This window comes from Nocardia sp. NPDC059228, from assembly GCF_042754245.1.
Lineage (GTDB): Bacteria > Actinomycetota > Actinomycetes > Mycobacteriales > Mycobacteriaceae > Nocardia.
In genome coordinates, this window is the sequence record NZ_JBHZAL010000003.1 from 261,344 (window position 1) to 288,303 (window position 26,960).

Below are 26,960 nucleotides of genomic sequence, written 5' to 3' on the forward strand. Positions count from 1 at the left end.
CATATATATCCCCGCGCGACCGTCTCGGCCCTTGCTTGGAGTGCACTCCAGCTGTCTAGGGTCGGAGAACATGAGCAAAGTGTGGTTCATCACCGGTGTATCAAGGGGTTTCGGGCGGGAATGGGCGCTCGCCGCACTGGAGCGGGGGGACCGGGTCGCGGGTACCGCGCGCGATCTGAGCACCCTCGACGAGCTGGTCGCCAAGTATCCGGAGACCTTCCTGGCGCTGCGGCTCGACGTGACCGACCGCGCGGCCGACTTCGCCGCCGTGCGGCAGGCGGCCGACCATTTCGGACGCCTCGACATCGTCGTGAACAATGCCGGCTACGGCCAGTTCGGCATGATCGAGGAGCTCACCGAACAGGAGCTCCGGGATCAGCTGGAGACCAATGTGTTCGGCGCGGTGTGGGTGACCCAGGCCGCGCTGCCCATCCTGCGCGCGCAGGGCAGCGGCCACATCCTGCAGGTCTCCAGTATCGGCGGCATCTCCGCCTTCCAGAATCTGGGCGCCTACCACGCCTCGAAGTGGGCACTCGAGGGTCTGTCCCAGTCGCTGGCCCAGGAGGTCGCGCCCTTCGGCATTCACGTGACGCTCATCGAGCCGGGCGGCTTCGCCACCGACTGGTCCGGGCCGTCCTCGCGGCACGCCACGCCCAACCCCGCCTATGACGCCGCCCGCGCGGCCCGCGCCGCGCAGCGTTCGGCGGTCCGCTCCGGCAATCCGGGCGCCACCGGCGCCGCGATCCTCGCCGTCGTCGACGCCGACGAGCCGCCGCTGCGTCTGTTCCTCGGCGAGGTCCCGCTGGCCATCGCCACCGCCGACTATGAGTCGCGGCTCGAGACCTGGCGGAAGTGGCAGCCGATTTCGGCTGCGGCCCAAGGTAACTGAACATGCGAGTCCGGTCCATGAACCGGTCGGAATCGCCGCCGCGGCACTGAGTCCGGATTTCATCCGCCCGTGTGGGTCTCGATCCACATGGGCGGATGTCGTTTCGGTTCACGGGTTGCCGTCTTGCCCCCGCCTGGTGGCCTGATCGCCTTGACCGGCATGGCCCGCGGCGTCGCCGCCCAGCACCTCATCGCGCCCGACGCCTTCGACCTCGCCGCGGCGGTGCAGGCTTGCCAGCGTTTCGTCGAGCGGAGTCTCGCCAGCGGATAACTACAGTGAGTCCGATGACAGGTAAAGAGATGACGAAAAAGATCGCGACTCTTGCCATGGCCCTCGCGGCGGTCGGCCTGCTCGGCGCTTGCAGTAGCAACAGCAGCGAGCCGATCCCGACCACCACCTCCGGTGCGGCGCCCACCTCGGCATCCGTGGCGGTCACCTCGACATCCGCGGCGGTCACGCCGGGCTCGCCCGCGGCCATGCTGGCCGCCACACCCTGGGAGACCACCTCCGCGACCGACGCCCACGGCGCCGCGGTCCCCCTCACCGACGACAATGTCACAAACTACGTCGGCTTCGCCTACTTCAAGGCCGACGGCACCTTCACGATGTTCAACCTCGACGACACCCCGAAAATGCACGGCGACTGGTCCGTCTCCCCGGACGGCAGAACTCGCACCATCGTCGCGAAAAATGATGCGGGCCAAGAACAATTCACCCGCGTGGTCGACATCGTCACCTTGAACGACAAGGACTTCACCTACCGCGTCTATCCCACGGCGGACGACAAGACCGTCTACTTCGACATCATCCACACCCCGACGACCCACCCCGAACCCACCAGGTAATCCGCACTCCGGCAGACGAATGCCGCCCGCGTCCTCTGCTGATGGCGCGGGCGGTGCGGTCGATTCGCACCGCTGTGTGCCCTATCGGGAACGCGGCCCCGATCCCGTTGCACAGCACCGCGGTGCACCCGGACCCGAATCTGTTGTCCCAGTACGGGAATGAGCCGTTGCTCGACGTCGTTGGCGGGCATCGGCGCGTGCTCACGGGTAGAGCACCACGACGTCGGCGACGCAGGCGGGACGGTTGCTGCCGTCGATCTCATAGGTGAGGCCGAACACCGCCTCCACGCCGGAGGTCTTCCGCTGGGCGGCAGTCAGCGTCACCACCGCCCGAATCTTGGACCCCACCGGCACCGGCGCGGGGAAGCGCACCTTGTTCAGGCCGTAGTTCAGCGCCGCGGTGAGGTCGCAGATCTCGAGGACGTCGGCGATCATCGCCGGCGCCAGTGAGAGCGTGAGATAACCGTGCGCGATGGTGCCGTTGAAGGGCCCGTCGGCGGCCCGCCGCGGATCGGTGTGGATCCATTGGTGATCGCCGGTGGCGTCGGCGAACAGTTGCACCTGCGGCTGGGTGATCTCGATCCATTCGGTGGTACCGAGTTGCTGTCCGGTCAGGCCGATCAGGTCGGCGGGTGAGTCGAGTCGTGTTGTCACGGTATGCCTTTCAGTGAGTGAGCACGTAGGTGCCGGGGGCCGGGTCCTGTGCCGGCAGATCGGGGGCGCCGAGCGTCGCCGGTGCGTCCCGGTCCGGTCCGCTGCGTTCGGCGAGCCAGTGCGCGAAGTCGGGCCACCACGAATCGGCCTGCTGCGCGGCGTTGTCCACCCATGCGGCCGGATCGGCGTCGTCGGGCGCGCCGACGCGATAGGCGGCCTTCGGATTTCCGGGCGGATTCACCAGCGCGGCGATATGGCCGCTGGTGGACAACACGAATCGGCAATCCTTGCTGCCCAGCAGCCGGGCGCTGCGATAGCAGGCCTGCCACGGCGAGATGTGGTCGGCGAGCCCGGCCACCACGTAGGTGTCCACGGTCACCCGCGACAGGTCCACGGGCGTGCCGAGCATGTGCACGCCTCCGGGGACGGTGAGCGAGTTGTGCACACCCATCAGCACCATGTCGCGGTGCAGGGCGGCGGTCATGCGGGTGGTGTCGGCATTCCAGAACAGCACGTCGAAGGGCGCGGGCGCGCGGCCCTGCAGATAGTTGTTGACCCAGTACCGCCAGACCAGATCGGTGGGCCGCAGCCAGGCGAACACCTCGGCCAGCGAGCGGCCGTCCAGGTAGCCCTTGCGCTGGGAGACCGCGATGGCCGTCTTGGCGGTCTCCTCGTCGATGGCGGCCGCGGCGAATCCGGCGCGGGCCTGGTCGAGGACGGTCACCATCAGGGTCAGCCCGGCCAGCCGGTGGTCCTCCCCGATCTCGGTGAGGTGGGCCGCGGTCATGGCCGCCAGGATGCCGCCGGAGCACGACGCCTGCAGGTGGGTGCGTTCGGAACCGGTGATCGTCTCGACGGCGCCGAGCACGTCGATGATGGCCTGGCCGTAGGTGTCGAAACCCCAATCCCGTTGCGCGGCGGAGGGATTGCGCCACGATATGGCGAACACCTGCTGGCCCTGCGACAGGAAGTACTCGATCATGCTGCGGTGCGGCGCGATATCCATGATGTAGTACTTGTTGATCACCGGCGGCACCATGAGCAAGGGGACCGTGTGCACCCGCGGGGTCTGCGGCGTGTACTGGATCAGCTCGAAGACTTCGGTGCGCAGCACCACCGAACCCGGCGTGACCGCCACGTTCTCGCCCACCGTGAAGGCGTTCGGCTCCACCATGGCGGGAACCCGGGGCGCCCGGGCCATATCGCCGACGAAGCGCCGCAGCCCGCGCACCGCGCTCGCCCCGCCGGTGTCGACCAGCGCCTTCCAGCCCAGCGGATTGAGCAGCGGATTGTTGCTCGGCGACACCCCTTCGAGGACATTGTCGATCACGAAGCGCATCCACTGCTCGTCTTTCCAGTCCAGATGCGCATCGGTGAGCAGTTCCTCGGCGGTGTCGCTGGCGGCCAGATACGCCTGCATGCTGCGCTTCAGGATCGGATTGCTCTGCCAGGCCGGATCGGCGAAGCGCTTGTCGGCCTTGGCCGGAGCCCGTTCGGACCGTCCGCGCGCGATATCCGTCAGCTCGTGCCGCAGTGCCGACACCCGCCCGCCCACCACACGGGGCCGCCGGGCCAGGTGCACGGCCAGCCTGCTCCAGGAATTGTTGGGCAGCATCCGACGGCCGATGCCGACTGCCGAGCCGGTCAGCAGTAGATCCAGCGGTGCGGCCAGTTCGTCGGCCTGTGCGGGTTCGGCGGCGTGGTCGGACTTGGTCACCATGAGTCACTCCTCGTGGGATTGGGGGAATTCATGGCGAGAAAGGTAGGCCGCCGGCGCGCCGCTGCCATTGTGTCGCGGAGACGAAGATGAGTTCCGGTCTTGTCCTCCGCGTGCGGCAGCCGTTCGCGATCTCAGCCCTGCGGTCGCAGCACCGCCGGGCCGTACCAGTGGCAGGCCAGCAGGGCGAGTTCGACATCGAGCCGATCGCCGGTGATCGGCCGGCCGCGGCGCTCGATGGCCCGGCCGACACGGTACTTCACGGAATTGAAATGCAGATCCAGTTCACCGGCCGCCGCCTTGAAACTCGAACCGCTGCGCAGGAATACGCGCAGGGTTTCGCGCAGGCGTTCGTCATTGTCGGTGTCGCAGGCGAGATTTCCCAGCACCTCGCCCACCCACTCGCGGGTTTCGCCGATATCGCCGCCCAGCAGCGCCGCTGCCGCGAGACCCGGTTCCGATGCGGCCAGCACCGGATTCGGCAGTCCGCGGGCGAGCGCTACACCGTGGGCGCGCTCGGCCTGCCGATGGGACGCCCGGAAGCCGGCGAGGCCGGGCTGGGCCGGACCGATGGCGATACCGGGCGGGCCGGGCTCGGCGGAGACCCGGGCCCGAATGCGCGCGACCAGATCGCCAGGATCCGCGCGATAGGGCAGCCAGGCCCACGCGCTGGCCGGATCGGTGGCGACGAACAGGGGATTCGCCTCCACGGCCAGCTCCTGCCCGAGCTCGCGGACGAACTGTTGCAGGCGGCGGATCTCGTCGTCCTCGGAGTCCGGATACCAGAGCACCAGCGCCACGTGATGCCAGCGCAGCGGATACCGGAGGGCCGTGGACACGGCGTCCGCGTCGACGGTCTTGCGGGTGGTCAGCAATTCGCGGACGCGTAGCGCGCGCAGGCTGTTCCGGCTCTCCAGCCACCGCTCACGCTCGTCGTCGTAGATCGACACGACCTGCTCGGTGATACGGTCGATGTATTCGAACAGGATCGCCGTGATGCGCTCGATGGCGGTGACCCGCTCGGCCGCCGGAATGTCCATGGCGTGCAACTCGGCGAACACGATCTCGGTCATCCGGCGCTGCCCGAGCCGATAGGCACGCACCAGCGCATTGACCGGAATACCCTGCTGCGCGAGACGTCTGGCGTACTCGACGGCCGCGCCGGGGGCCTGGATGCAGTCCGCCGGAATGTCGTGGCGCACGCCGTGCAGCAGGGTGTCCACATTGGCTTCGACGCTCGCGCCGAGCAACTCCACCGTGCGGGTATCGCCCCGCAGCACGACGATGTCGTCCTCCAGTGCGTCGCGAATGGCGGCGCTCACCTGCGTCACCCTGGCGTTCAACCGGGCGGCGATCGCTTCCAGATAGCGGCCCACCGCGACGTCGCCGTCGTGCCGCGCAACCGTCACCCCTCCACCGTAGATCCGGGACCGCGCGGTGGCCGCGGATTCGCCGAGCGGGTTGTCTCCCGGCGACAAATACGGCCCGGAACTTCGTTCACGCACGACGGTGGCGCGGGGGCCGGCGATTTCTACCGTGGTCGCCATCACTTTTCCTCCACCAAGGACATAACTCATGAACCTCCCGGCACTACCCGATCGCAGGGCCGCTGCCCGGCCGACCGCCCCCGCCCTCGCCGACGACTGGGCCGATCTCGACAACACCCGGTTCCTCGCGGCGGTGCAGCGGGCCGCCGCGACCCTGCGCGGCCACGGTGTCGACGCCGGCGACGTGGTCGCGGTGCGGCTGCCCAATACCGCGGACCTGGTGGTGACGCTGTTCGCCACGTGGCGGCTGGGCGCGGCGGTCACACCGGTGAATCCGGCGCTGGTCGACGACGAGATCGCCTTCCAGGTGGCCGACGCCGGCGCGAAGGTGATGGTCACCGATGCGCTGTTCGATGGCCCCGGGTGCGCTGTCATCCCGCTGGGCGAGTTGCTCGCGGGCCCTGGTATCGACATCGAGCCGATCGACACGGACCCCGGCGCGCTGGCCCTGCTCATCTACACCAGCGGCACCACCGGGCGGCCCAAAGGGGTCATGCTCGACCACGCGAACCTGCTCGCCATGTGCGGCATGGTCATCGACGCGCTGGATCTCAACGAGAGTGACCACAGCCTGCTCGTCCTGCCGCTGTTCCACGTCAACGGGATCGTGGTGAGCGTGCTGTCCCCGCTACTGGCGGGCGGGCGCACCACCGTCGCGGGCCGGTTCGATGCGGGCAGCTTCTTCGACCGGATCGAAAAGGCGCGGCCCACATACTTTTCCGCCGTGCCGACCATCTACGCCATGCTGGCCGACCGGCCCGCGGATGTACACCCGGATACCTCGTCGGTGCGCTTCGCCATCTGCGGGGCCGCCCCGGCGAGCATCGGGGTGCTGGCGAAATTCGAGGCCCGCTACGGCATCCCGGTCGTGGAGGGCTACGGCCTGTCCGAGGGCACGTGTGCCAGCACACTCAATCCGATTGCCGGACTGCGTAAGCCGGGCACGGTCGGTCTGCCGCTGCCGGGCCAGCGCATTCGCATCCTCGGTCCGGACGGTGACGACGTGCCGGTGGGGGAGGTCGGTGAGGTCCTGATCTCCGGCCCGAATGTCATGCGCGGCTACCTGAATCGGCCCGATGTCACCGCCGCCACCGTCCTGGACGGCTGGCTGCACACCGGTGATATCGGGCGGCTGGACGAGGACGGCTACCTGGTCCTGGTGGACCGGGCCAAGGACATGATCATCCGCGGCGGCGAGAACATCTACCCCAAGGAGATCGAGACAGTCGTCTACCAGCTGCCCGAGATCGCCGAGGCGGCTGTCGTGGGCCGGCCGGACCCGGTCTACGGCGAACAGCCGATCCTGTTCGCCGCCCTCACCACCGGCGCTGCCCTGGACGCCGACGGCATTCGAGAGCACGCCCGCAGGGGACTGGCGAAATACAAACTGCCGGTGGCCATCTCGATTCTCGACCAGCTGCCCAAGAACGCGGTCGGCAAGATCGACAAACCCGCGCTGCGCCGTCTCGACGCGCAAACGCTCTGATTCCCACCACTTTTCAGCAAGGAGCATCGTCATGGGATTCATCGAACCCGATCTGCCCGCCGTGGAGCCCGAGCACTTCCTGCGGCTGCCGCTCATGGAGCGCATGCGGATCCTGGCCGTCAACTGGGCCGAACACGGCTTCGGCTCACCGCGCATGGTGCACACGATCTACATCCTGAAACTGATCGTGCTGTACGCCCTCGGCGGCATCGTCGTCGCCACCACCACCTCGCACCTGCCCGCGTTCTGGCACGTGAGCGAGTGGTGGAACCAGCCGATCGTCTACCAGAAGGTCATCCTGTGGACCGTCCTGCTGGAGAGCATCGGCATCGCCGGATCGTGGGGTCCGTTGGCGGGCAAGGTGAAACCCATGACCGGCGGCATCCGGTTCTGGGCGCGGCCGCGCACCATCCGGCTGCGGCCGTGGACCTGGGTGCCGTTCACCGCGGGCGACCGGCGCGGCTGGTTCGACATCACGCTCTACATCGCGCTGCTGGTGAGCGTGGCGGTCGCGCTGTTCTCGCCTGGCGTGCACAGTGATTCGCTGTCGGCGGCGGTACCGGGCAACACCTCCGGCCTGGTGAATCCGGCGCTGCTCATCGCGCCGATCGTGCTGCTCGTCCTGAACGGGTTGCGGGACAAGACCATTTTCCTGGCCGCCCGTGGCGAACAGTATCTGCCCGCACTGTTCTTCTTCGCGGTGCTGCCCTTCGTCGACATGATCATCGCGCTGAAACTGCTCATCGTCGTCGTGTGGGTGGGCGCGGGTGTCTCCAAGTTCGGTAAGCACTTCTCGCAGGTGGTGCCGCCGATGGTGAGCAACAGCCCGTCGGTACCGTTCACCTGGTTCAAACGCGCGCACTACCGGGACTTCCCGCGCGATCTGCGCCCGTCCCGCATCGCCGATGTGATGGCGCACGTCGGCGGCACCACGGTCGAGGTGATCACGCCGCTGGTGCTGCTGTTCTCCACCAACCGCTGGCTCACCCTGGCGGCCGTCGCGGTGATGGTGATCTTCCACCTGTTCATCGTGTCGACCTTCCCGCTGGCGGTGCCGCTGGAATGGAACGTGCTCTTCGCCTACGCGACGGTGTTCCTGTTCCTGGGCTTCCCGAACTGGCACGGCTACGGCGTCTTCGACCTCTCCTCGCCGTGGCTGGCACTCGGTCTGATCGCCGGACTGCTGATTTTCCCGATCCTCGGCAATTTCCGGCCCGACAAGGTGTCGTTCCTGCCATCCATGCGGCAGTACGCCGGCAACTGGGCCTCGGCGGTGTGGGCCTTCGCCCCCGGCGCGGAGGGCAAACTGGATAGGGTGACGCGCTCCGCCAAGAACCAAATCGACCAGTTCGTCGAATTCGGCTACGAGCCGGCGTGGGCCGAGGTGACCATGCAGCAGGTCGTCGCCTGGCGAACCATGCACAGCCAGGGCCGCGGCTTGTTCTCGGTGCTGCTGAAGAACCTGCCCGACATCGATGCCCGCACCGTGCGCGAGGGCGAATTCCTCTGCAACTCGGTGATCGGCTTCAACTTCGGCGACGGGCACCTGCACAATGCGGACTTCATCGCCGCCGTACAGCGCGAAGCCCGCTTCGAACCGGGTGAGGCCATCGTCGTCTGGGTGGAATCGCAGGCGTGGGGCAGCACGGTGCAGCACTACCAGGTCATCGACGCCGCGCTCGGGGTGATCGAGCGGGGCACCTGGAAGGTCGCCGAGGCCGTGGCGGAGCAGCCGTGGCTGCCCAACGGCCCGATCCCGCTGGCGGTCACCTGGACCCGGCCGCAGCCAGCAGTGCCCGCCCCGGCGGAGATTCGCGACCAGCAGCAGCACGGCCACGGAGCGCTGGCATGACCACCGCGACCGTCGTCGGCGGCGGGCCCAATGGACTCGCCGCCGCCGTGGCCCTCGCCCGGGCGGGCGTTCGGGTCACCGTCCTGGAGGCCGACCAGGAGATCGGGGGCGGCACCCGCACCCTCGAGGCCATCGTTCCCGGACTGCTGCACGACCACTGCTCGGCGGTCCACCCGATGGCCGCGGGCTCGCCGTTCCTGCGTGAACTCGGACTCGATCGATACGGATTATCCTGGCGCACAACGGAGATCGACTGCGTGCACCCCCTCGCCGACGGCCGGGCCGGCGTCCTGCACCGGTCGGTCGAGCGCACCGCCGCCGGGCTCGGCCGCGACGGGCAGCGGTGGACGTCGTTGTTCGGCGCGCCCTCCGCCCGCTACGACGCCCTGGCCGAGGACATCCTGCAACCCCTGCTGCGGGTGCCCCGGCACCCGCTGACCCTGGCCCGCTTCGGCGCACCGACCCCGTTACCCGCCTCGACGCTGGCCCGGATCTTCCGGACCGAGGAGGCGCGAGCGCTGTTCGGAGGCGTTGCGGCGCATGCCTTCCGGCCGCTGCACCTGCCGATGACCTCGGCCATCGGGCTGGGCATCCTCACCGCCGGGCACCGCTACGGGTGGCCCGTGGCGGCCGGCGGCTCGCAGGCCATCGCCGACGCGCTGGCGGCCCTGCTCGCCGACCTCGGCGGCAAGATCGAGACCGGCATCCGGATCGAGACGGCCATCCAACTGCCGCAGGCCGATCTCACCATGTTCGACCTGGCCCCGGAATCGGTGGCCGAGATCCTCGGCGACCGGCTGCCGTCGCGAATCTCCCACGCGTACCGGCGATTCCGGCGCGGACCGGGTGCGTTCAAGGTCGACTTCGCGGTCGCGGAGGGGGTGCCCTGGTCCAATCCGGACGCCCGCCGCGCCGGGACCGTCCATCTGGGCGGTCCGTTCGCCGAGGTCGCCGCCGCGGAGCGCGATATCCATGCCGGTCGGCTGCCCGAGCGGCCGTTCGTCCTGGTCGGCCAGCAATATCTGGCCGATCCGCAACGCTCGGTGGGCGATGTCCACCCCGTGTGGGCCTACGCCCATGTCCCGCACGGCTATACCGGCGATGCCACCGAGGCGATCATCGGGCGCATCGAGCAGTTCGCTCCCGGCTTCCGTGACCGCGTCATCGGCTACACCGTCAGCCCGACCACCGAATTCGCTGCCCTCAACCCGAACTTCACGGGCGGCGACATCATGACCGGCGCCAAGGACATCCGCCAGCTCGTCTTCGGCCCACGAATCACCTTGTCCCCGTATGCGATCGGGATCCCCGGCATGTACATCTGCTCCGCCGCGACCCCACCCGGCCCGGGTGCCCACGGCATGTGCGGCGCCAATGCCGCCGAGGCAGCCCTCGCTCATCTCGGATCCGTGTGAGGGCTGAGATTTTGCCGGCTACCGGGAGCTTCGCGCCGGACCGTCGATGCGGGCGATGACCGCGTCGAGCGCCAGATCGATCGTGTAGTCGAATTCCTCCTGCTTGTCGAATCGCGCCAGGTAGGGAGCGGCTTCCGCGACGGCGGGCAGTCCCGACTGTTCGAGCGTCGCCTGGCGCGCGGCGATCCCGGCGATGTCGCTGGTTCCGTAGGTGGGACCGGCGTTGACTTCGCGCAGCAGGGTACCGATCAGGGCGGCCACCATCGTCCGCATCAGATGGACCGCTTCCCGCGGATCGCAGCCTGCGGCGAGCAGTGCTTCCAGGACGGCCTGGATCGGTGCCAGGCCCTCCACCGATGCCAGTTGCCGCGTGAGCACCAGCGCGGCGGCCGCGGGATGCAGCAGAGCCCGATCGCGGAACGCCTCCGCGATGGCCCGCAGGTCACCACGGAGATCACCGCGACGGGCGGGCAGCTCGATCGAGCCCAGCAGATGTTCGGCCACCGCGTCGAGCAGCCCGTCCTTGCCGTCCACGTAGTTGTACAGGCTCTTCGGGTCGACACCGAGCTCGCGTGCGACCGCGCGCATTCCGACAGCGTCGATACCGTCGCCGTCGATCACCGTGAGGGTCGCAGCGACGATCCCCGCCCGGGTGAGCTGGCCGGACCCTTTCGGGGGCCGTCCCCGGCGCGTCGAGGGGGCTGGGCTGGTCATGCGGCCATTCTGCCGTACACCCTTGATTAAATCCACACTGTGGGTATATCGTCACGACTGCATAAAACCCACGCTGTGGATATTGGAGTCCGGAATGCGTTTCCCCTGGGGCCCTTCCGATGTGGTCGATCTACCGGCCGTTGGAACCCGTATCGACACTGTCACCGATCTCGCGCACGTCGTGGGCGGTCCTGTCGATATCACCACCCGCGAGCTCGTCGCGTTGCACGATGACGTTGGCGTTGGGGAAGATCGCCGCCGGTGTGCTGGTGTCGAGGTTGGTCTGATGGACGGTGGTCCCGATCCAGCGCCGCAGATCCTGGGTGTTCCTCGGGCCCGGTGTCGCCGTGGTCAAGACTCCCGGGCACGTGTTCGGCAATCAGAGCCTGGTGGTCAACACCTCGACCGGGATCTGGGTCAGCAGCGAGAACGTGATCGCGGCCGAGGCGCTCACCCCGGAACACTCCCGATTGCCGGGGCCGGCGCGGGGGGCGCGGGAATGGCGACAGGAGATCGTGCTCAACGCCAACACCATGGAAACCACTGCCGACCAGTACAACTCGATCATCCTCGAGAAGACGCTGGCCGACCGCAGTCAGGCCGACCCACGTTTTCTGCAGTTCTTCCCGTCCAGCGAACTCACCGGCGTCTGGACCAACCCGGGTACCCACCCCACCTTCCACCACGGCCACCTCACTCATGGCCCTCAGCGTTGAGGAGAGACCAACCATGTCTTCACGATTCACCCTGCCGCCCGAAGCCGTGCTGCGTGCTCGGGAGAAGCTGGTCCTCGATCATTTCCACGACGAGGTGGCCCAGGACTGGGACGCCACGCTGTCGACGTTCCCGCACCCGCACTACGAGCTGATCGCACCGATGGTCGTCCACGACGGTGACACCGAGGTCCGCGACTACTACCGCGACACCCGCGTCGCGTTCCCCGACCAGGACCACGAGATCATCGCCCTGCGCCACAGCCACGACGCGGTGATCGTCGAATTCTGGCTGCTGGGAACCCATTTGGGGCCGCTGGGCAAGATCCCGCCCACCGGGTCGGCTCATCGGACCAGGATGACGGCCTATTTCGTGTTCGACGAGCACGAGCACCTGGCGATCGAGCGGATCTATTTCGACCAGCTCACCGTCCTCAAGCAACTGCTGGGCGGGCTGGACAAACGCAAACCCCGCGACCTGCTCACCCTCGCGCGAGCCCTCGCCGGAGCCGCCACCACCGGCGGCGAACCCGACCCGCGCCTGCTGAACACCACACCTCCGGACCTGGGCGACTGACTCCCGCCATGACCTCGAACGAACGCAAGGAGAAGACCACAATGCGTGCACTCATCGGCGGCAAGGGAACCGAGTGGGTCCGCGAGGACCGCGAGCTGCCAGAGCAGTTGGGCGCCATCCGCATTCAGGTCATGGCCGCCGCTCTCAACCGTGCCGACCTCTATGCCCTCGACGGCAGCTACGCCACCAATTCGCAGGGCGATGGGCCCTTCGTCGCCGGCCTGGAGGTCGCCGGAGTCGTCGAGACTTCCAGCCTGCTCGCACCGCACCTGCCCGTCGGTACCCGAGTCATGGGCATCACCGCCGGAGCCTTCGCCGACTATGCCCTGTGCCACCCCCGTCTGGTGCTGCCGATCCCCGATAATCTCGGTTTCGACGCCGCGGCGACCCTGCCCGTCGGCCTGACGGAGCATCACCCCGGCACCGTCATCGAGATCTCCGATGTCGGCGGCACCAAGCGGCTCGTCTTCGACCTGGTCCGGATGGCAGCCGCGAACTGGGACGGCAGCAATCCGATCCAGGCCATCGACGCCGGCCTCATCGGGGGCGATCCCGCAGCCATGACGGCGATGTTCGAGGCGCTGGGATGAAAGTCCACCACCTCAACTGCGGCACCATGCATCCCCCATGCACCCCCGCAGGTTTGGTGTGTCACGTCCTGCTCCTGGAGACCCGCACCGGCCTCGTGCTGGTGGACAGCGGGCTGGGGCTGCGCGATGCCGCCGACCCCGCAGCCCGATTCGGACCGGCACGTTTCTACGTGCGCCCCAGGTTCGATGAGAACGAGTCCGCCATTCGGCAAATCGAACGTCTCGGCTTCGACCCGCGTGATGTCCGCGATATCGTGCTGACCCACTTCGATGCCGACCACACCGGCGGCCTCGCCGACTTACCTTGGGCCAGAGTGCATCTCACCGCCGATGAAGCGAACGCCGCCCGGCAGCCGGCAGGTTTCGCCGAGAAGGCCCGCTACCTGCCCACCCACCGCGACCACCACCCGACCCTGGTCTGCCACACCCCCGGCGACGGCGATCCCTGGAACGGCTTCGCCGCCGCCGAGGAACTCACCGAGATCACTCCCGGCCTCGTCATGATCAGCCTGCCCGGCCACACCCGCGGCCACGCCGCCATCGCCGTCGACACCGGCGAACGATGGATCTTCCACGCCGGCGACTCCTTCTACCACCACGGCCAGCTCGACGGCCTCACACCGGTGCCACGAGCCCTGACCGCGATGGAACGTTGTGTCGCACACGACATGAAGGCAGTTCGCGCCAACCACGAACGCCTCGCCGAGCTGTGGGCCAGACAGTCCCCCGACCTGCTGCTGATCAATGCCCACGACCCCCTCCTGCTGCGCCGTGCCCAGCAGATCGACACCGACGCCGGCCGATGACGTGCCGTCACCGACCACCTGCCCAACGCCACAGTCATCGCGAAACAGACATCCCCGCAACGGAGTAGAAGGAGTGCGCTGACACATTGCCACCACGCCGCTGCCGACGTGACGGTGATGTCCGATTCTCGCCAGCCGCACGGGCGGGGTGTTCGTAGCGTCGGAAGTATGGAATCGGAACTGATTGCCGTTGAACGGGTTACGGGCCTGCGGACGCCGGTGGTGTGGTTCATGGCCGTCGCGGCCGCGTTGGGGACTGCCAGTATCTATCCGCTGCAGCCGGCCATCGCGGCGGTGGCCGGGTCGTTCGGGGCATCGCTCGCCGAGGTCGGGGGAGCGCTGGCGTGCGGGCCGGTGGGGTACCTGGTGGGGCTCGCGCTGCTGGTGCCGCTGGTGGATCGGGTGGCGCCGCGGACGGTGGTGGCGGCGCAGTTCTGGGCGCTGGGGGTGGCGCTGGCCGGGGCGGCGGCGGTGGGGTCACCGTGGCTGCTCGGCCTCGCCATCGGCGTGATCGGGGCCGCCTCCTCGGTCGGGGCCCAATTGAGTTCGGTGGCAGGCCGATTCGCGGAACCGGCGCGGCGGGCGACCGTGCTGGGCGTGGTCACGGCGGGGATTTCGGCGGGAATTCTATCGGGGCGCATCGTGGGCGGGTGGCTGGCCGATGCCATCGGGTGGCGCGGCATGCTGCTTCTGCTGGCGGCGGCCTGCGCGGTGGTAGCGGTTGCGGCGCGCGCGGTGCTGCCCACCGAAACCGGGAACGCCGGCACCAGCTACCTGGGGTTGCTGCGCGGTCTGCCGGGGCTGTACGCGCGGTTCCCGGTGTTGCGGCTGGCGGCCGGGCGAGGTGCGTTGTGGTTCTTCGCCTTCTGTGCGGTGTGGGCCGGTCTGGCGGTGGCCCTGTCGGAACCTCCGTTCTCGTATTCCGCCGAGCGCATCGGGCTCTACGCCTGCGCCGGACTGCTCGGCATCGTGGCGACACGGGTCGCCGGGGCCTGGACCGATCGGGTCGGGGCGCGCCGGGTGATCCTGGCCGGGCTCGGGCTCGCGGCCGCCGCGACCGTGGTTCTCGCGACGAGCCTGTCGAATACCGTTGTCACGCTGGCGTGCCTGGGCCTGTTCGATGCCGGATTGTTCGCCGCGCAGGTCGCCAATCAGAGCACCGTGCTCGCCATCGATCCGGCCGCGACAGCTCGTTTCAACAGCGCGTACATGCTGGTGTACTTCGTCGGCGGCAGTGCGGGTACCGCGTTCGGCGCGGCCGCGGTGAGTTGGTTCGGCTGGGCGGCAACGGCTCTCATCGCCGCCGGCGCGATCGTGGTCGCGGCCGCGATCACCGTGTCGGTGCGCGCGGCCCGCGCCTGACGTTCCGCTCGACGCGGGTCAGGTGGCAGGCGTCGTCGGTGCAGGAGCGTTGCAGGCGTCCTCGTGAGATCGTCTGGATCAGGCCGATCGCCCAGCACATGGGACAGCCGCGCAGGGCCAGGACACCGATCGGCAGCAGTAGCAGACTCGGTATGCCGAAAACCGGTGCCAGGGTGACCGATCCGGCGAGCAGCCCGAATCCGATGACTCCTCGCGCCAGATGGGCAGGAACGGACTTGCTGGCGAAAGACCTTTCGCCCGAGGTGAGACGACTGTTCATTCCGCTGCCGCCTTCCTCCAGGCATCCAGCTCGGAGCGCACGGTGGTGCGGGCACGGTGGAGCCGAGACTTCATCGCCGCCGTGCTCAGCCCGACCGATTCGGCTACCACGCTTCCCGGCAGGCCCTGAACGTCACGCATGATCAGTACCCGGCGCTGATCGGGGGGCAAGGACATGATGGCCGCGGCCACCCGCTCGATCTCCAGCCGGGCCAGCACGTCGTCCTCGGCCGAGGCGGTGCACGCCTCGGCACTCGTTTCGGAGCGGCGGGCCAGGTCCGCGACTCGCCGCAAGCATTCGTTGCGCACGATCCGAAACATCCAGGAGGCCAGCGCACCGGTGGCCCGCAGAGTTCCGATCTTGCGATACAGCACGATCATCGCCTCCTGCGCCGCATCCTCGGCATCCTGGCTGCTCGCGCACAGCGAATACGCGAACCGCCGCACGTGCGGATGCGCACCGGAAACCAACGCCGCGATCGACGCCTCATCCCCGCCCTGGGCCGCGACCACAATGTCCGCCGCAGGCCACGAGGCCGGCGCGCCCCTACCCACGCGACCGCTTCCGATTACGCAGGAACAGCACGCAACTACAAACCGACACAGCCGCAACAACCACGGCAACCACCACTACGGTCATGAGACCCCTTCCTCCACGTGCCGACCTCGATGCCCGCACCCCCATAAGAGCAACCAACCGCGAAAAGGATTCACCACCCACCCGATCCGCCCCGTCGCGGTGTTTCCGGGGTATGAGTTCGGTGAGGTCGGAGTCGCTGAGGGTGCGTCGAAGCCTGTTGCCACTGCCCGGACGCGGCTATCTTCCATCTTCCGTCCGGAGGATTTCCGGGCAACGAGGAGATGGTTCGATTGGTCGGCGATCACGATGACCCGATGCGGATGGACGAGCTGGCAACTCATTGCCATGTCGTCGTGATCCTCGACATACTGTCCGAATCCGGTTGCAATACAGCGCTTCTGCGGAGATTTGTGCCAGGCGTCGGCTCTCCGTCTGATCGCGGCGCATGGACTCCTCGCCACCGATGGCCACGGCAGTTGGGACGAGCCCCGGACGATTCCCGGGCCGCTGCGGCTGACCGACCGGGGCGAGGCGGTCGCACGAGCGCTGTCGAACACCGCCGCAAGAAGGACTCCTCACGATGGTGGCCGGCTTGCAGAGCATCACTCGGTCCTGGGAAGAGCCGCCGGCCGAGTGCTGAGCTTGCGCCGCTGCAGGGCGGGAGGGCTTGCCGCGACGTCTCGAGCCTGACATCGCGTTGGCCGAGACCCGTTTCGGCCGTTGCAGTGGTGACTGCCGCGCTGGGATGAGGGCGTGTCGGGCGTTGTGCCTGCGAGACGGTAACGTCCGGCACGATTCGCGGGCATCCGCACGGCCGCCCGCTCGGAGGAGGTACCACTGTGACCGAGCAGCGACCTACGGGGGCAACGGGTGACACCCCCGCGACGCAGTCGACACCGGGCATATCCGCCGCGCACGACACGGCCCGGCTGGCGGTCATCGTCGGTGCGCTCGGTGTGGTGTTCGGCGATATCGGCACCAGCCCGATCTACACCCTGCAAACGGTGTTCGATCCCGGTGACCCGCATCCGGTTCCGGTGAGCCGCGACAACGTGTTCGGTGTCGTGTCGCTGGTGTTCTGGTCGGTCATGATCATCGTCACCGTCACCTACGTCCTGCTGGCGATGCGTGCCGACAACGAGGGTGAGGGCGGCATCATGGCGCTCATCACGCTGCTGCGGCGCTGGGTCGCGCCGGGCGGGCGGCGTACCGCGCTCGCGCTGTCGGCGCTCGGAATCTTCGGTGCGTCACTGTTCTTCGGCGACAGCATGATCACCCCGGCGATCTCGGTGCTGTCCGCCGTCGAGGGTCTGAAGGTGGTACAGCCCTCGCTCGCGGAGCTGGTCGTGCCGATCACGGCGGTGATCATCATCGGGCTGTTCCTCGTACAGCGGCGCGGCACCGCGGCGGTGGGCCGCATGTTCGGGCCCGTGATGATCGTGTGGTTCGTGACCATCGGCGCACTGGGCGTCACCGGCATCGCCGCGCATCCGGAAATCCTGAAGGCGCTCTCACCCACCTATGCGCTCGGATTCCTGTTCGGCCACTTCGGAATCGCGTTCTTCGCACTCGCCGCGGTCGTGCTCGCGGTCACCGGCGCCGAGGCGCTCTACGCCGACATGGGGCATTTCGGCCGGCGCGCCATCACCCGCGGCTGGCTGTTCCTCGTCTTCCCGGCGTGCGCGCTCAGCTACCTGGGACAGGGGGCACTGATCCTCGACGACCCCGCCAATGCCAGCGCCCCGTTCTTCCTGCTCGTCCCCGGCTGGGGACGACTGCCGATGGTCATCCTGGCCACCGCCGCCACTGTCATCGCCTCACAGGCGGTGATCACCGGCGCGTATTCCGTTGCCGCCCAAGCCGCTCAGCTCGGCTACCTACCGCGGCTGCGGATCGCGCACACCTCCGAATCGACCATCGGGCAGATCTACGTGCCGTGGATCAACTGGCTGCTGATGGTGTCGGTCCTGACGCTGGTGTTCGCGTTCCGCAGCTCGGCCGCTTTGGCCTTCGCCTTCGGTATGGCGGTGACCGGCACCATCACCATCACCACCCTGCTGTTCTTCTATGTCGCACGGGCGAAATGGCATACGCCGATGTGGCTGATCGCGCTCGCCGCGACCCCGCTGCTGATCGTCGACCTGCTGTTCGTCGCGGCGAACCTCACCAAGCTCGTGCACGGCGCCTGGCTGCCGCTACTGATCGGCCTGACCGCGTTCACCATCATGACCACCTGGCAGCGCGGCCGGGAGATCGTCACGGCCGAACGCGAACAGCGCGAAGGATCACTGCGCGTGTTCATCGACCATTTGCAGGAGGGCAAGCCGGCGACGGTCACCGTCCCCGGCACCGCGGTATTCCTCAACCGCGGCAAGGAAACCGCTCCCCTGGCCATGCGCGCCAACGTCGAGCACAACCATGTACGGCACCAGCAGGTCGTATTCCTGTCGATCAAAATCGAACCGGTCCCGCGGGTTCCGGTCGACCAGCGCATCACCATCGACCACCTGGACTACCGCGAGGACGGCATCATCCACGTCACCGCCCGCTACGGCTACATGGAAACCCCCGATGTCCCAGCCGCACTCGCATTGCTCGACCCCGCCGAAACCGAAGGCCCCCTGGACTTGGCCGGGGCTTCCTATTTCCTGTCCACCATCGAACTCCGCCCCGGCCCCGAACCCACCATGGCCCGTTGGCGCAAACGCCTGTTCATCGCCACCAGCCACATCACCGCCGACGCCGCCGAATATTTCGGCCTTCCCCGGGAACGCACGGTCATCATGGGCTCGCAGATCGAGGTGTAGGCCGGGGCCGGCATCCTGGCCTGCCTGGGCCGCAGGGTGTCCGGCGCTTTCGTTCGTAGTCGTCGGCGCGCCCCGAACACTGCTCGATCGAGAGATAGGAGCCGGGCCCGGCGTATTTCACGCGGCGGGCCGCCCCGACCAATCCTCGTGCCGCCCTCGGCGTTCGATCAGATCGATCAGGGTGTCGACGGCGGCGAGGGAGGACCACTCATCGCGAGCGGCGAGACCGGGGTGCTGGTCGGAGCGCGCGATGTACACCTCCTCCGCCGGCGACCATTGCACATGGAACGACGACAGGCAGACTTCCCTGCCGATGATGCCCATAACCTGCCTCCAGCTTCGACATGGCCTGAGCTCCCATTGGATATCCACCCGGAAGACGCCCCGTGGCTCTTGACGATTCCATCACCGACCCGCGCACAAAATTGTCGATTTCTTAGCGGCGTCGGCGCATTCGAAGCGAATCACGGTACCGTCGAGTCCGCCATGACCCCGCACTAGTGGACCGCATCAGCGGTGGGGCCCGCCCGGTCGACCATTCGACCACGCTGCGTTCCGCGTGGCGTTGATCGGTTGGGTCGCGCTGGTCATCCCGGTGAATTCGATGTCTCGAGCCGTTCGTGGCGCAGCAGAACGACTTGTTTGTCCAGTACCCGCGATTCGGTCAATCGCAGTGCCGCACCGACATTCACATCGGTGAAAACGGGCTTGCCGCCGCCGAACAGGACCGGGTGCACGAAAATGTGGTACTCGTCGATCAATCCGTCGCGAGTCAACGACGACGCGAGTTCGGATCCACCACACAGGAGGAAGTCCCCCTGCTCACGACCCGCCGCAGCGGCCAGGGACCCGAAGTCGGCGAACACGCGAGTATTCCACGCCGCACTGTCGAGCGTGCGCGACACCACGGCCTTCGGCTTGGCCAGCCAGACCGGCGCGAAGTCGGCGTCGCCGGGATGGAATGCGCATTGCTCGGCGCGGGGCCAGTACTCGGACATGAAGTCCCAGGTGACCCGGCCGTAGAGGAAGGTCCCCGCCGTGTCGGCGAGTCCGCGCCAATACGCGTCGACGTCGGAATCCATGGTGGGCCAGTAGAATTCACCGTTCGGCCCTTCTATGTAGCCGTCCAGGGACTGGTGGACGACATGAACGATCTTCCCCATCGGGTTGCTCTCCCTTCAGGCTGCGATGGTCAGCTGCCGGTGTCGTCGCCCATGGCGCGCTCGATGGCGTCGACCAGCCGCTTCCGTTCGCGGTTGACCCACGCGTCCTCCTGGTAGTTCCGCGCGAACGTCTCGATGAATTCCACCGGGTCGTCGCCGACGACCTCCCGGATCGGGGTGCGATCGGCCGCGCTCTGTTCGAAAAGATCGGCGAGGTCCTCGAACATGGCGACGCTGCCGCCCGGCCCGTACACCATCAGGTATCGCTCGAACGCGTCGATTGCCGTGCGGTAGTTCACCGGCAGCCGCCGTGCGCGTTCCTTGTACTGCCGCCACCGTCGCTTGTCGCCGAGGTCGCCGATCACCTTCGCGGTGAGTTTCGAGATATCCATGACTATTTGCCGCCTTCGTGGAGTTGTTCGAGCCGTTCGGAAAGGAAGTTCCAGCTCCTGCGGAACTCGTCGAGATAGTCCTGCCCCTGCGCATTGAGGGTGAACACCTTGCGCGGCGGCCCCTTCTCCGAGGCGACCTTCTCGACGTCTACCAGGCCCTTCTTCTCGATCCTGATCAGCAGGGCGTAAATGGTGCCCTCGGCGATATCGGAGAACCCCTGCTCCCGCAGCCGCGCCGTGATCTCGTACCCGTACGCCGACCGCACGGACAGGATCGCCAGCACAATGCCTTCCAATGTGCCCTTGAGCAGCTCCGTCATCTGCTTGCCCACGGATCACCTCCTCGAACTACTCAGTTACGCTGACTACTAGTAGATAGTAACACTGAGTAGTGAAACGGCAAGCAGTCCTCACCGAAGGCCTGTAAACCCGTGGACTACTGGAAATTCCGCTCCGGCAAGCAAGTCGCCGACCCGACGCCGGCCGTTCAGTACTCGACGGCCAGCCCTGGGCAAGGGGTGTGAAACGCAAGAATCCCCAGCTCATCGACCTGGGGATTCTTGGTGGTGATGGCGGTGGCGTGGGCGATGAGATTTCCTCTGCATCGTGCTGCCGAGCTCATCGTGTCGGTGGGCGCATGGCGCCGGACGGTCGGACACTCGGTGGCCTGGTGGCGACCGACCGCGCGTTGCCTGGATGAGCGTCAGGCTTGGTGGCCGATGACCATCGGTCGGTCGTCGCCGAGGACCTCGCTCGGCGAGTGGGATGACCATCGGAATCGAGCTGCTGTTGGCAGCCGACATCCGAATTGCCGCAGCCAACGCCCAATTCGCTCAGATGGAAGTGCAACGAGGGATCTCCCCTCTCGGCGGCGCCACCTGCCGGTTGCCACGGGAAGCCGGCTGGGGCAACGCGATGCGCTGGCTGCTGACCGGAGATCCGTTCGACGCCGACCAGACGCTGCGGTTGGGACTGGTTCAACAGGTTGTCGAGACCGGCCGACAGCTCACCCGCGCAATCGAATTGGCTCGCCTTCTCGCGTGAGGGCGGGGCGGTGGTCACGAACTGGTCGGGGAGCTGGTTGCGTCGTCTCCGCTTGTGGCGGAGAGTATTTCGGCGATCTCCCTTGCGACCCGTTCGCCGGATTCGATTGCTCCCTCGATGTATCCGGCGTGTTCGCTCGCGGTCTCGCTGCCGGCCCAGTGGATGTTGCCCACCGGTGCTGCGGATGCCGGAAAGTACCCCTCGTCGTGACCGATGACGGGTAGAGCCGTGTAACCACCGCCGACGTATCGGTCTTGGTGCCAAGACTTTTCGTGCCAGCCCCTTGGTATGAGCACGTCGGAGCCCAGCTGTGCGGCAATGGCGCCGAGTATCAATGCGCGGCGCGCCTCGGCGGTGAGACCATCGAGCCCCCGCGCCTCGGGGCCCGCGATGAGAACGCAGAGATGGCCAGGCCCGCCGGGCGTCGAGGTATCGAATACCGCCATGCCGGGATCGGAGAGCATCAGCGATTCGGCGTGGCCGTTCTCGCGCCAGAACGGACGATCGTAGACGGCGAAGTTCTTGATGGTCTTGTCGCCGTCGACGATCTTGGGCCGCTTGGGGGTGTGCATCGCGAAGACGGTCGTGCCGAACTCTGCGGCGAGGTCTTCGAAACGATGATGCCCGTGCCCGATCCATTGGCCGCCGAGGTCGACTCTCGAACCGAGCGCGGTTCCTCACGAACTAAGTCGGACAACCGTACGAGTTACGATAGGTCGAGTGTGACCCAGGACGCAATAGGTGGTGGAGCGGAAGCAGCGAACAGCTATGAGGCGTCGGTGTCGGTCGCGCTCGTTCGCCGCGCGGTACTCCGTGCCATCGGCTGCGGGTCGGCGAACAGGACGAGCATGTCCAGAGCCTGGTTCAGGTCCCGCCGGGCTCGGTCGTCATCCGGCCTGGAGATGTATTGCAGGATCAGCCCGTCGACCTGGGCCAGCGCCAGGCGTCCGAGCGTGTCGAAACCGACGGCACACCGTTCGCCCGCGGCCTGGGCGGCCTGCTCGCAGAACTCGGTGACGACCGAGCTGTAGCGCTCGAACTGCAGCTGCGCGAGGCTGCCGCCCGCGTCGCTGCGCACGGAGTACGCCATCAGTTCGTACTGCATGATCTGCAGTCCGATCTGGTTGCGCACCAACCTTTCCCAGAAGCTGGTCACGCCATGCCGAAGGGCGTGCTCGACGCCCTTGTCGAGTTCGAGTTCCGCCCGCAGGGCCTCGGAGATGTCGCGAATGAGCGTGGTGATGACCGCGCGCAGCAGCTTGTCCTTGGTAGGGAACACATAGTGCAGCGTCCCGAGCGCGAGCCCGGCCTGCGCGGCGACCGCGCGCAGCGTAGTGGCCGGCACGCCCGATTCGCTGAGCGTGGTGATGGCCGCCGCGACGATCTGCTCCTCGCGTTCGGACGCTCTGACGTAAACCACGGGTTCTCCTCGCTCCGCCGGCCGACGAACTTCGCACAACTCTTGCACGCCACCTCGACGCGACCTATCTTACAGTCGGACAAACGACCGACTTTTGGCGGAGGAACCATGCCCGATGTCGGTGTTGTGGCTCGGTGAATTCCATCGGGTCGCCGGCGACCTCCGGGATCGAAGTGCGATTCGCCGAGTTCTGCTCGAACAGATCGAAAACGACGATCGCCCGCGACCTCTGCCGAGATCACGGGCGATCGTTCGGGAGTGGAGCTGATGCGAACCTACTCGAATCGGCGCACCCTGGATGGTCAGGCGCACAAGGCGCGGGTGGAAGGAACGACGTCACCGATCCAGCGGTGGAGTTGGGTATCGTCGGCGGACTCCGGCCAGTACACGAAGGTGTCGAAGCCGGTTTCCGTGGCGAGATCGGCCAGAATGCGGGCCCAGCCCGCAGCGTCGGTGCGAATCGGTTCCTCGCCGCGGAGCGTGACCGGCCCCGGAGTGTCGGTGATCGTTCCGACGAGCTGTGCCATCCGGGTGATGTCGCCCGGTTTACGTCCCGCGTCGATGGCGGCGGCAGAGATGATGTCCTGTGTCGCTTGCCATTTCTCATACGGGAGGTAGTGCGGGATGGGCGCCGCCCAGCCGTCGGCGATGCGCCCGGTGAGCGCGTTGGCCTTGGGGCCGACGCTGCCGAACCAGATCCCGACCGGATGCGCGGGCGCGGGTCCGGACTGCACGCCCTTCACGGTGTAGTGCGTGCCTTCGACTTTCGCCTTCGTCCCCGGATGCCACATCGCCCGAATGATCGAGGTGGCCTCCTCGAGCGCCTGCAGCGCTTCGGAATTCGACCGCATCGGGCCGCCCATGGCGCCGATCGCCGGCCAGAAAGCGCCCGCGCCCAAGGCGAGTTCGAACCGTCCGCCGCTGAGGAGATCCAAGGTCGCAGCCTGCTTCCCGAGCATCGCGGGCCCGCGCAGTGGCAGGCTCGCCACATCCGGAAACACCCGCAGCCGTTCGGTTTCCGCCAGCACGGTGGCGATCACCGCGAAAGTGTCGGCCAGCCCGCCGGAGTACGGATGATCCTGGATGCCGAGCAGATCCAGGCCTTCCCGGTCCGCCACCCTGGCCATCGCGCGCAGCTGAGGCAGCTCGGTCACCGTCGGCGCCAACTGAATACCGAATCGTAGGTCCACCCCGCGATCATGCCAGCCGCGTCAGTGCACGGTGACCCTCGTAGCGCGTCGGCGATTCGGCTGCGGCCGAACCCATTCCGGCAGTGAGGGCCGCGGCGGTGAGCACGACGAGGGCAAGGGTACGACGCATGAGTATTCCCCGATACTCGATGTGAAACAGTTGCGCTTCGCAAGATACTGCCTCACCCCTGACCGAGAACCCCGTTTCGGCCCGACGTTTCAGCGACCAGGTCCGGCCCCGGTCACTTCTTGCAGCCGGTCCCGGGTCGGCAAGAAGCGCACGATTTCAGCGGCTGAACGCGCACGCAGGTTGCGGCAGACCGCGCATATGTTGTGCGGCAAAACGCGCACAGAATACGGTGACCTCGTCCTTCTCGTCATCGCCGATTGGTCGAATTCTTCCCCGCCATGCCCACTCGGCCGTGCATGAAGCACTGGCAGATACTCACGTCGTCCTGGTCAACGGGGCACGCCAGTGCGGAAAGAGCACGCTGGTCGCCCGGATAGGCAGGGAGATCGGCGCGACCTGGCGGAGCCTCGACAAACCCGAGACGCGACAGGCAGCCGGCTACGACCCCACGCAGTTCGTCCTCGACGATTCCCTATTGATCATCGACGAGGTACAGCGAGCGCCGGAGCCGCTGTTGGCGATAAAGAGACCGTCGACGCTGATGGACGACCCGGCCGGTTCCTACTGACCGGATCGGCTCACGTCATGGCACTACGGAGCGTTCCCGACGCCCTTCCCGGACGCATGGAGACAATCGAACTCTGGCTGCTCTCGCAAGGCGAAATCGACGGCGCGCCGGACAGATTCATCGATTCCGCCTTCGAGCGCGGACCACAGCTAAGGCATGACGGGACCGAGAATCGCGATGACTACATCGAACGGATCGCACGCGGCGGCTTCCCCGAAGCCGTTGCACGAGAGGGCAACGGCGTTCCCGATTCTTCTCCTCCTACGTCGCGGACCTGATCAACCGAGACGTCATGCAACTGTCCGAAATCGAACGCACCGCAGAGATGTTCACCCTGGCCAACCTCGTCGCGGCCCGCTCCGGTCAACTCCTGGTGCCCAGCGCCCTCGGCAATGAACTCGGTCTGCCCAAGGACACCGTCGCCCGCTATCTCCGCCTGCTGGAAGAAGTTTTCCTGATCAAGCGCATCCCCGCCTGGTCGCGAAACCTGACCACCCGGGCCGTCGCAACCTCCAAGGTGTTCATGGTCGATTCCGGCATCGCGACATATTTGTGCGGCATCGACCCACGCGCGCTGCGGGCCGTGAACGGCCCGCTCGGGCCACTGCTGGAGGGCTTCGTAGCCGCCGAACTCGCCCGCCAGCTCACCTGGTCTGATCAGGAAGCCCGCATGTTCCACTACCGCACCCGCGACAACGTCGAAGTCGACATCATTCTCGAGAACAACCGCCGAGAAGTGATCGCCATCGAGGTGAAAGCCGCCGCCACCGTCAAGGCCGAGGACTTTCGCGGGCTCCGCCACCTCGCAGAACGTCTGGGTGACGACCTCCTCGCCGGATACGTGCTCTACACCGGTACCGAAACCCTCCCGTTCGGACCGAAATTCCGCGCCCTGCCGGTCAGCGCCTTATGGAACGCACGACCATGACCACCCCCGGTTCGTGCACTGTCACGAAAAAGGCAGAGCCGCAGGCTATCTACCTGCGGCTCTGCCGTTCTGTGGAGCTAAGGGGAATCGAACCCCTGACCTTCTCGATGCGAACGAGACGCGCTACCAACTGCGCTATAGCCCCGCGGGGACGTTTCCGGCCCGCGCTGGAGAACTTTAGCAGGTGGGGTGGGGAGTCGACGAATCGGCTGGTTGGAGACGGTTTCTGTGGATGTAGGGGTGGGCAGGCGCACGGCGACCAGGGCATCGCCGAACTCCGTTCAGGCGTGAGCGCCGGCCCGAGCCCTCAGATGGGCTCGCTCATGAGCGGCCGGCCCGAGCTTTCAGATGGGCTCGCTGTAGGAGTCGAGTACTCGCAGGAACAGGTCGAGGCGGTACTCGCGTACTGCCGGGTTGTCCGGTTCCAGCAGGCACTGGCCCAGCGTGCCGTCGTGCACTGCCACCAGTGCCCGGCCAAGAGCCGCCGGATCCGGTACACGTCGGCCGTTGCGGCGCATGAGTGCGACCACCACAGGGGTGAGTGCTGCGGCGATCGCCTCCTCTCGCGCCACCATCACCTGTCGCAACGCGGGATTGCGCAGGGCGTGCGCGGTGAATTCCGACGTGATTCGAAACCACTTGTCATCCACCGGAACTGCCGCCAGCACCTGCTCGACCGCTCGCCGCGGATCGCCGCCCACTCCGCCGGGCGTATCGAGCATCGCTGCCGCTTCGGCCAGCATCGATGCCGATCGCTGCTCCCACATCGCCAGGAACAATTCCTCCAGCGAGGTGAAGTTCGAGTAGAACGCACCCCGTGTGAATCCGGCCCGCTCACACACCTGCTCGACCGAACACCGGCCGAATCCCTCCTCGGCGAAGGCCTCGAACGCCGCGTCCAATAGCCGCTGTCGCGTCCCGGCCCGGCTGCGGCGCACCTTCACACCCCCGGCCGCCCCATCGGCAGCCGCCTCCTCCCGGTCGGATTCGTCATCGGCCCTGCTCACGCCCGCATCGTATCCGGTCCGGCGACCCCGCCACCGAGAGTGCCGTGCCCCTGGCCGATGCACCCGCCCGCACCATCGCCGGAGACCTTCGTGAATGCCGAGTCCGGACAGTCGAATCGTGTCGCCGGGCTCGATGATGGCGATCTCGCTGGATGTCGAGTCGGGACAGTCGAATCGTGCCGTCCGGCTCGTGATGGCGATCTCGCTGGACGCCGAGTCCGGTCAGTCGAGCCGAGTCGCCCGCTGCGGGGCTGGTGACCTCATTGAATGCCGGACGTGGACAGC

General features: G+C 67.2%; 31 protein-coding genes, 1 tRNA gene and 1 pseudogene. 16 read left to right on the forward strand and 17 right to left on the reverse strand.

The genetic code is table 11. From position 1 onward, the window contains the following. Positions 1 to 70: 70 nt before the first annotated feature. The 3 genes from ACFXKA_RS07280 (at position 71) to ACFXKA_RS07290 (ending at position 1,734) form a co-directional block, all read left to right on the forward strand. On the forward strand, positions 71 to 889 hold the full coding sequence (locus ACFXKA_RS07280) for an SDR family oxidoreductase (protein WP_354836221.1): 819 nt from the start codon (positions 71 to 73) through the stop codon (positions 887 to 889). Positions 890 to 1,012: 123 nt separating this feature from the next. Beyond that, entirely contained in the window at positions 1,013 to 1,159 is a 147-nt protein-coding gene (locus ACFXKA_RS07285) for a hypothetical protein (RefSeq protein ID WP_379426480.1), read from the forward strand. 14 nt (positions 1,160 to 1,173) lie between these two features. Next, entirely contained in the window at positions 1,174 to 1,734 is a 561-nt protein-coding gene (locus ACFXKA_RS07290; RefSeq protein WP_379426481.1) for a DUF4822 domain-containing protein, read from the forward strand. Between the two features lie 201 nt (positions 1,735 to 1,935). Here ACFXKA_RS07290 and ACFXKA_RS07295 read toward each other — a convergent pair whose 3' ends face one another. The 3 genes from ACFXKA_RS07295 to ACFXKA_RS07305 all read right to left on the reverse strand — a co-directional run bounded on the left by ACFXKA_RS07295 (position 1,936) and on the right by ACFXKA_RS07305 (position 5,652). Continuing rightward, complete coding sequence (locus ACFXKA_RS07295; protein ID WP_379426482.1) at positions 1,936 to 2,388, reverse strand: MaoC family dehydratase; 453 nt, start codon at positions 2,386 to 2,388, stop codon at positions 1,936 to 1,938. Between the two features lie 10 nt (positions 2,389 to 2,398). Next, positions 2,399 to 4,108, reverse strand: coding sequence for a PHA/PHB synthase family protein (locus tag ACFXKA_RS07300; protein ID WP_379426483.1), 1,710 nt, complete (start codon positions 4,106 to 4,108; stop codon positions 2,399 to 2,401). Positions 4,109 to 4,239: 131 nt separating this feature from the next. Further along, the gene (locus ACFXKA_RS07305; protein WP_379426484.1) at positions 4,240 to 5,652 is read right to left on the reverse strand and encodes a PucR family transcriptional regulator; all 1,413 of its coding nucleotides are present in this window, start codon (positions 5,650 to 5,652) and stop codon (positions 4,240 to 4,242) included. A 28-nt stretch (positions 5,653 to 5,680) separates the two neighbouring features. Here ACFXKA_RS07305 and ACFXKA_RS07310 point away from each other — a divergent pair, with 28 nt between their 5' ends. From ACFXKA_RS07310 to ACFXKA_RS07320, 3 genes are read left to right on the forward strand one after another with little or no spacing between them, the layout of a single operon-like run. Then, on the forward strand, positions 5,681 to 7,138 hold the full coding sequence (locus tag ACFXKA_RS07310; RefSeq protein WP_379426485.1) for a class I adenylate-forming enzyme family protein: 1,458 nt from the start codon (positions 5,681 to 5,683) through the stop codon (positions 7,136 to 7,138). Positions 7,139 to 7,169: 31 nt separating this feature from the next. Then, positions 7,170 to 8,990: a DUF3556 domain-containing protein gene (locus ACFXKA_RS07315; protein ID WP_379426486.1), complete on the forward strand. Its 1,821-nt coding sequence runs from the start codon at positions 7,170 to 7,172 to the stop codon at positions 8,988 to 8,990. Beyond that, positions 8,987 to 10,405, forward strand: coding sequence for a phytoene desaturase family protein (locus ACFXKA_RS07320; protein WP_379426487.1), 1,419 nt, complete (start codon positions 8,987 to 8,989; stop codon positions 10,403 to 10,405). The genes ACFXKA_RS07315 and ACFXKA_RS07320 overlap by 4 nt, the downstream gene beginning before the upstream one ends. 18 nt (positions 10,406 to 10,423) lie before the next feature. Here ACFXKA_RS07320 and ACFXKA_RS07325 read toward each other — a convergent pair whose 3' ends face one another. Together ACFXKA_RS07325 and ACFXKA_RS07330 are read right to left on the reverse strand one after the other, a co-directional pair. Beyond that, the gene (locus ACFXKA_RS07325) at positions 10,424 to 11,119 is read right to left on the reverse strand and encodes a TetR family transcriptional regulator (RefSeq protein WP_354836203.1); all 696 of its coding nucleotides are present in this window, start codon (positions 11,117 to 11,119) and stop codon (positions 10,424 to 10,426) included. 130 nt (positions 11,120 to 11,249) lie between these two features. Beyond that, positions 11,250 to 11,474, reverse strand: a complete 225-nt coding sequence (locus ACFXKA_RS07330; protein ID WP_379426488.1) for a hypothetical protein — start codon at positions 11,472 to 11,474, stop codon at positions 11,250 to 11,252. Here ACFXKA_RS07330 and ACFXKA_RS07335 point away from each other — a divergent pair. The 5 genes from ACFXKA_RS07335 to ACFXKA_RS07355 all read left to right on the forward strand — a co-directional run bounded on the left by ACFXKA_RS07335 (position 11,467) and on the right by ACFXKA_RS07355 (position 15,167). After that, complete coding sequence (locus ACFXKA_RS07335) at positions 11,467 to 11,835, forward strand: hypothetical protein (protein WP_379426489.1); 369 nt, start codon at positions 11,467 to 11,469, stop codon at positions 11,833 to 11,835. The genes ACFXKA_RS07330 and ACFXKA_RS07335 overlap by 8 nt on opposite strands. Before the next feature lie 13 nt (positions 11,836 to 11,848). After that, positions 11,849 to 12,409 carry an ester cyclase gene (locus ACFXKA_RS07340; protein ID WP_379426490.1) on the forward strand — a complete coding sequence of 187 codons (561 nt, stop codon included), beginning with the start codon at positions 11,849 to 11,851 and terminating at the stop codon, positions 12,407 to 12,409. Positions 12,410 to 12,450: 41 nt separating this feature from the next. Then, a complete protein-coding gene (locus ACFXKA_RS07345) occupies positions 12,451 to 12,999 on the forward strand; it encodes an alcohol dehydrogenase catalytic domain-containing protein (protein WP_379426491.1) in 549 nt (182 codons plus the stop codon). Beyond that, complete coding sequence (locus tag ACFXKA_RS07350; RefSeq protein WP_379426492.1) at positions 12,996 to 13,805, forward strand: MBL fold metallo-hydrolase; 810 nt, start codon at positions 12,996 to 12,998, stop codon at positions 13,803 to 13,805. Before ACFXKA_RS07345 ends, ACFXKA_RS07350 begins: the two co-directional genes overlap by 4 nt. A gap of 168 nt (positions 13,806 to 13,973) precedes the next feature. Further along, positions 13,974 to 15,167, forward strand: a complete 1,194-nt coding sequence (locus tag ACFXKA_RS07355) for an MFS transporter (protein WP_379426493.1) — start codon at positions 13,974 to 13,976, stop codon at positions 15,165 to 15,167. Here ACFXKA_RS07355 and ACFXKA_RS07360 read toward each other — a convergent pair. Beyond that, on the reverse strand, positions 15,136 to 15,447 hold the full coding sequence (locus tag ACFXKA_RS07360; protein WP_379426494.1) for a hypothetical protein: 312 nt from the start codon (positions 15,445 to 15,447) through the stop codon (positions 15,136 to 15,138). The two genes, ACFXKA_RS07355 and ACFXKA_RS07360, sit on opposite strands and share 32 nt — an antisense overlap. Beyond that, positions 15,444 to 16,001 carry an RNA polymerase sigma factor gene (locus ACFXKA_RS07365; RefSeq protein WP_379426495.1) on the reverse strand — a complete coding sequence of 186 codons (558 nt, stop codon included), beginning with the start codon at positions 15,999 to 16,001 and terminating at the stop codon, positions 15,444 to 15,446. The genes ACFXKA_RS07360 and ACFXKA_RS07365 overlap by 4 nt, the downstream gene beginning before the upstream one ends. 927 nt (positions 16,002 to 16,928) lie before the next feature. On the opposite strand from ACFXKA_RS07365, the gene ACFXKA_RS07370 reads away from it, so the two are divergent. Then, on the forward strand, positions 16,929 to 18,833 hold the full coding sequence (locus tag ACFXKA_RS07370) for a potassium transporter Kup (RefSeq protein WP_379426624.1): 1,905 nt from the start codon (positions 16,929 to 16,931) through the stop codon (positions 18,831 to 18,833). 117 nt (positions 18,834 to 18,950) lie between these two features. Here the strand turns inward: ACFXKA_RS07370 and ACFXKA_RS07375 are convergent, their stop codons facing one another. The 4 genes from ACFXKA_RS07375 to ACFXKA_RS07390 all read right to left on the reverse strand — a co-directional run bounded on the left by ACFXKA_RS07375 (position 18,951) and on the right by ACFXKA_RS07390 (position 20,720). Beyond that, the gene (locus tag ACFXKA_RS07375) at positions 18,951 to 19,157 is read right to left on the reverse strand and encodes a hypothetical protein (protein ID WP_379426496.1); all 207 of its coding nucleotides are present in this window, start codon (positions 19,155 to 19,157) and stop codon (positions 18,951 to 18,953) included. A gap of 263 nt (positions 19,158 to 19,420) precedes the next feature. Next, the gene (locus ACFXKA_RS07380) at positions 19,421 to 19,996 is read right to left on the reverse strand and encodes a dihydrofolate reductase family protein (protein WP_379426497.1); all 576 of its coding nucleotides are present in this window, start codon (positions 19,994 to 19,996) and stop codon (positions 19,421 to 19,423) included. Positions 19,997 to 20,025: 29 nt separating this feature from the next. Continuing rightward, positions 20,026 to 20,388 carry a DUF1048 domain-containing protein gene (locus ACFXKA_RS07385; RefSeq protein ID WP_379426498.1) on the reverse strand — a complete coding sequence of 121 codons (363 nt, stop codon included), beginning with the start codon at positions 20,386 to 20,388 and terminating at the stop codon, positions 20,026 to 20,028. A 2-nt stretch (positions 20,389 to 20,390) separates the two neighbouring features. Beyond that, on the reverse strand, positions 20,391 to 20,720 hold the full coding sequence (locus ACFXKA_RS07390) for a PadR family transcriptional regulator (protein ID WP_379426499.1): 330 nt from the start codon (positions 20,718 to 20,720) through the stop codon (positions 20,391 to 20,393). Positions 20,721 to 21,153: 433 nt separating this feature from the next. On the opposite strand from ACFXKA_RS07390, the pseudogene ACFXKA_RS07395 reads away from it, so the two are divergent. Next, a pseudogene (locus ACFXKA_RS07395) lies at positions 21,154 to 21,429 on the forward strand (enoyl-CoA hydratase-related protein); the annotation flags it as partial. A gap of 17 nt (positions 21,430 to 21,446) precedes the next feature. Here the strand turns inward: ACFXKA_RS07395 and ACFXKA_RS07400 are convergent. The 4 genes from ACFXKA_RS07400 to ACFXKA_RS07415 form a co-directional block, all read right to left on the reverse strand. Continuing rightward, a complete protein-coding gene (locus ACFXKA_RS07400) occupies positions 21,447 to 22,004 on the reverse strand; it encodes a flavin monoamine oxidase family protein (protein ID WP_379426500.1) in 558 nt (185 codons plus the stop codon). 194 nt (positions 22,005 to 22,198) lie between these two features. Further along, positions 22,199 to 22,852 (reverse strand): TetR/AcrR family transcriptional regulator, encoded by a 654-nt coding sequence (locus tag ACFXKA_RS07405; RefSeq protein ID WP_379426501.1) that lies wholly within the window; start codon positions 22,850 to 22,852, stop codon positions 22,199 to 22,201. A 302-nt stretch (positions 22,853 to 23,154) separates the two neighbouring features. Further along, the gene (locus ACFXKA_RS07410) at positions 23,155 to 24,006 is read right to left on the reverse strand and encodes an LLM class flavin-dependent oxidoreductase (protein WP_379426502.1); all 852 of its coding nucleotides are present in this window, start codon (positions 24,004 to 24,006) and stop codon (positions 23,155 to 23,157) included. Positions 24,007 to 24,049: 43 nt separating this feature from the next. Beyond that, positions 24,050 to 24,172 (reverse strand): hypothetical protein, encoded by a 123-nt coding sequence (locus tag ACFXKA_RS07415; protein ID WP_379426503.1) that lies wholly within the window; start codon positions 24,170 to 24,172, stop codon positions 24,050 to 24,052. A gap of 292 nt (positions 24,173 to 24,464) precedes the next feature. Between ACFXKA_RS07415 and ACFXKA_RS07420 the strand changes: the two genes are divergently transcribed. The 3 genes from ACFXKA_RS07420 to ACFXKA_RS07430 are packed head-to-tail and all read left to right on the forward strand — an operon-like array spanning position 24,465 to position 25,668. Then, a complete protein-coding gene (locus ACFXKA_RS07420) occupies positions 24,465 to 24,740 on the forward strand; it encodes an AAA family ATPase (RefSeq protein ID WP_379426504.1) in 276 nt (91 codons plus the stop codon). A 56-nt stretch (positions 24,741 to 24,796) separates the two neighbouring features. Further along, on the forward strand, positions 24,797 to 25,018 hold the full coding sequence (locus tag ACFXKA_RS07425) for a hypothetical protein (protein ID WP_379426505.1): 222 nt from the start codon (positions 24,797 to 24,799) through the stop codon (positions 25,016 to 25,018). Between the two features lie 14 nt (positions 25,019 to 25,032). Next, positions 25,033 to 25,668: an ATP-binding protein gene (locus ACFXKA_RS07430; RefSeq protein ID WP_379426506.1), complete on the forward strand. Its 636-nt coding sequence runs from the start codon at positions 25,033 to 25,035 to the stop codon at positions 25,666 to 25,668. A gap of 72 nt (positions 25,669 to 25,740) precedes the next feature. Here the strand turns inward: ACFXKA_RS07430 and ACFXKA_RS07435 are convergent. Both ACFXKA_RS07435 and ACFXKA_RS07440 read right to left on the reverse strand, forming a co-directional pair. Next, positions 25,741 to 25,813 (reverse strand) — tRNA-Ala (locus tag ACFXKA_RS07435). A gap of 199 nt (positions 25,814 to 26,012) precedes the next feature. Next, on the reverse strand, positions 26,013 to 26,606 hold the full coding sequence (locus tag ACFXKA_RS07440) for a TetR/AcrR family transcriptional regulator (protein ID WP_354836553.1): 594 nt from the start codon (positions 26,604 to 26,606) through the stop codon (positions 26,013 to 26,015). Between the last annotated feature and the right edge of the window lie 354 nt (positions 26,607 to 26,960).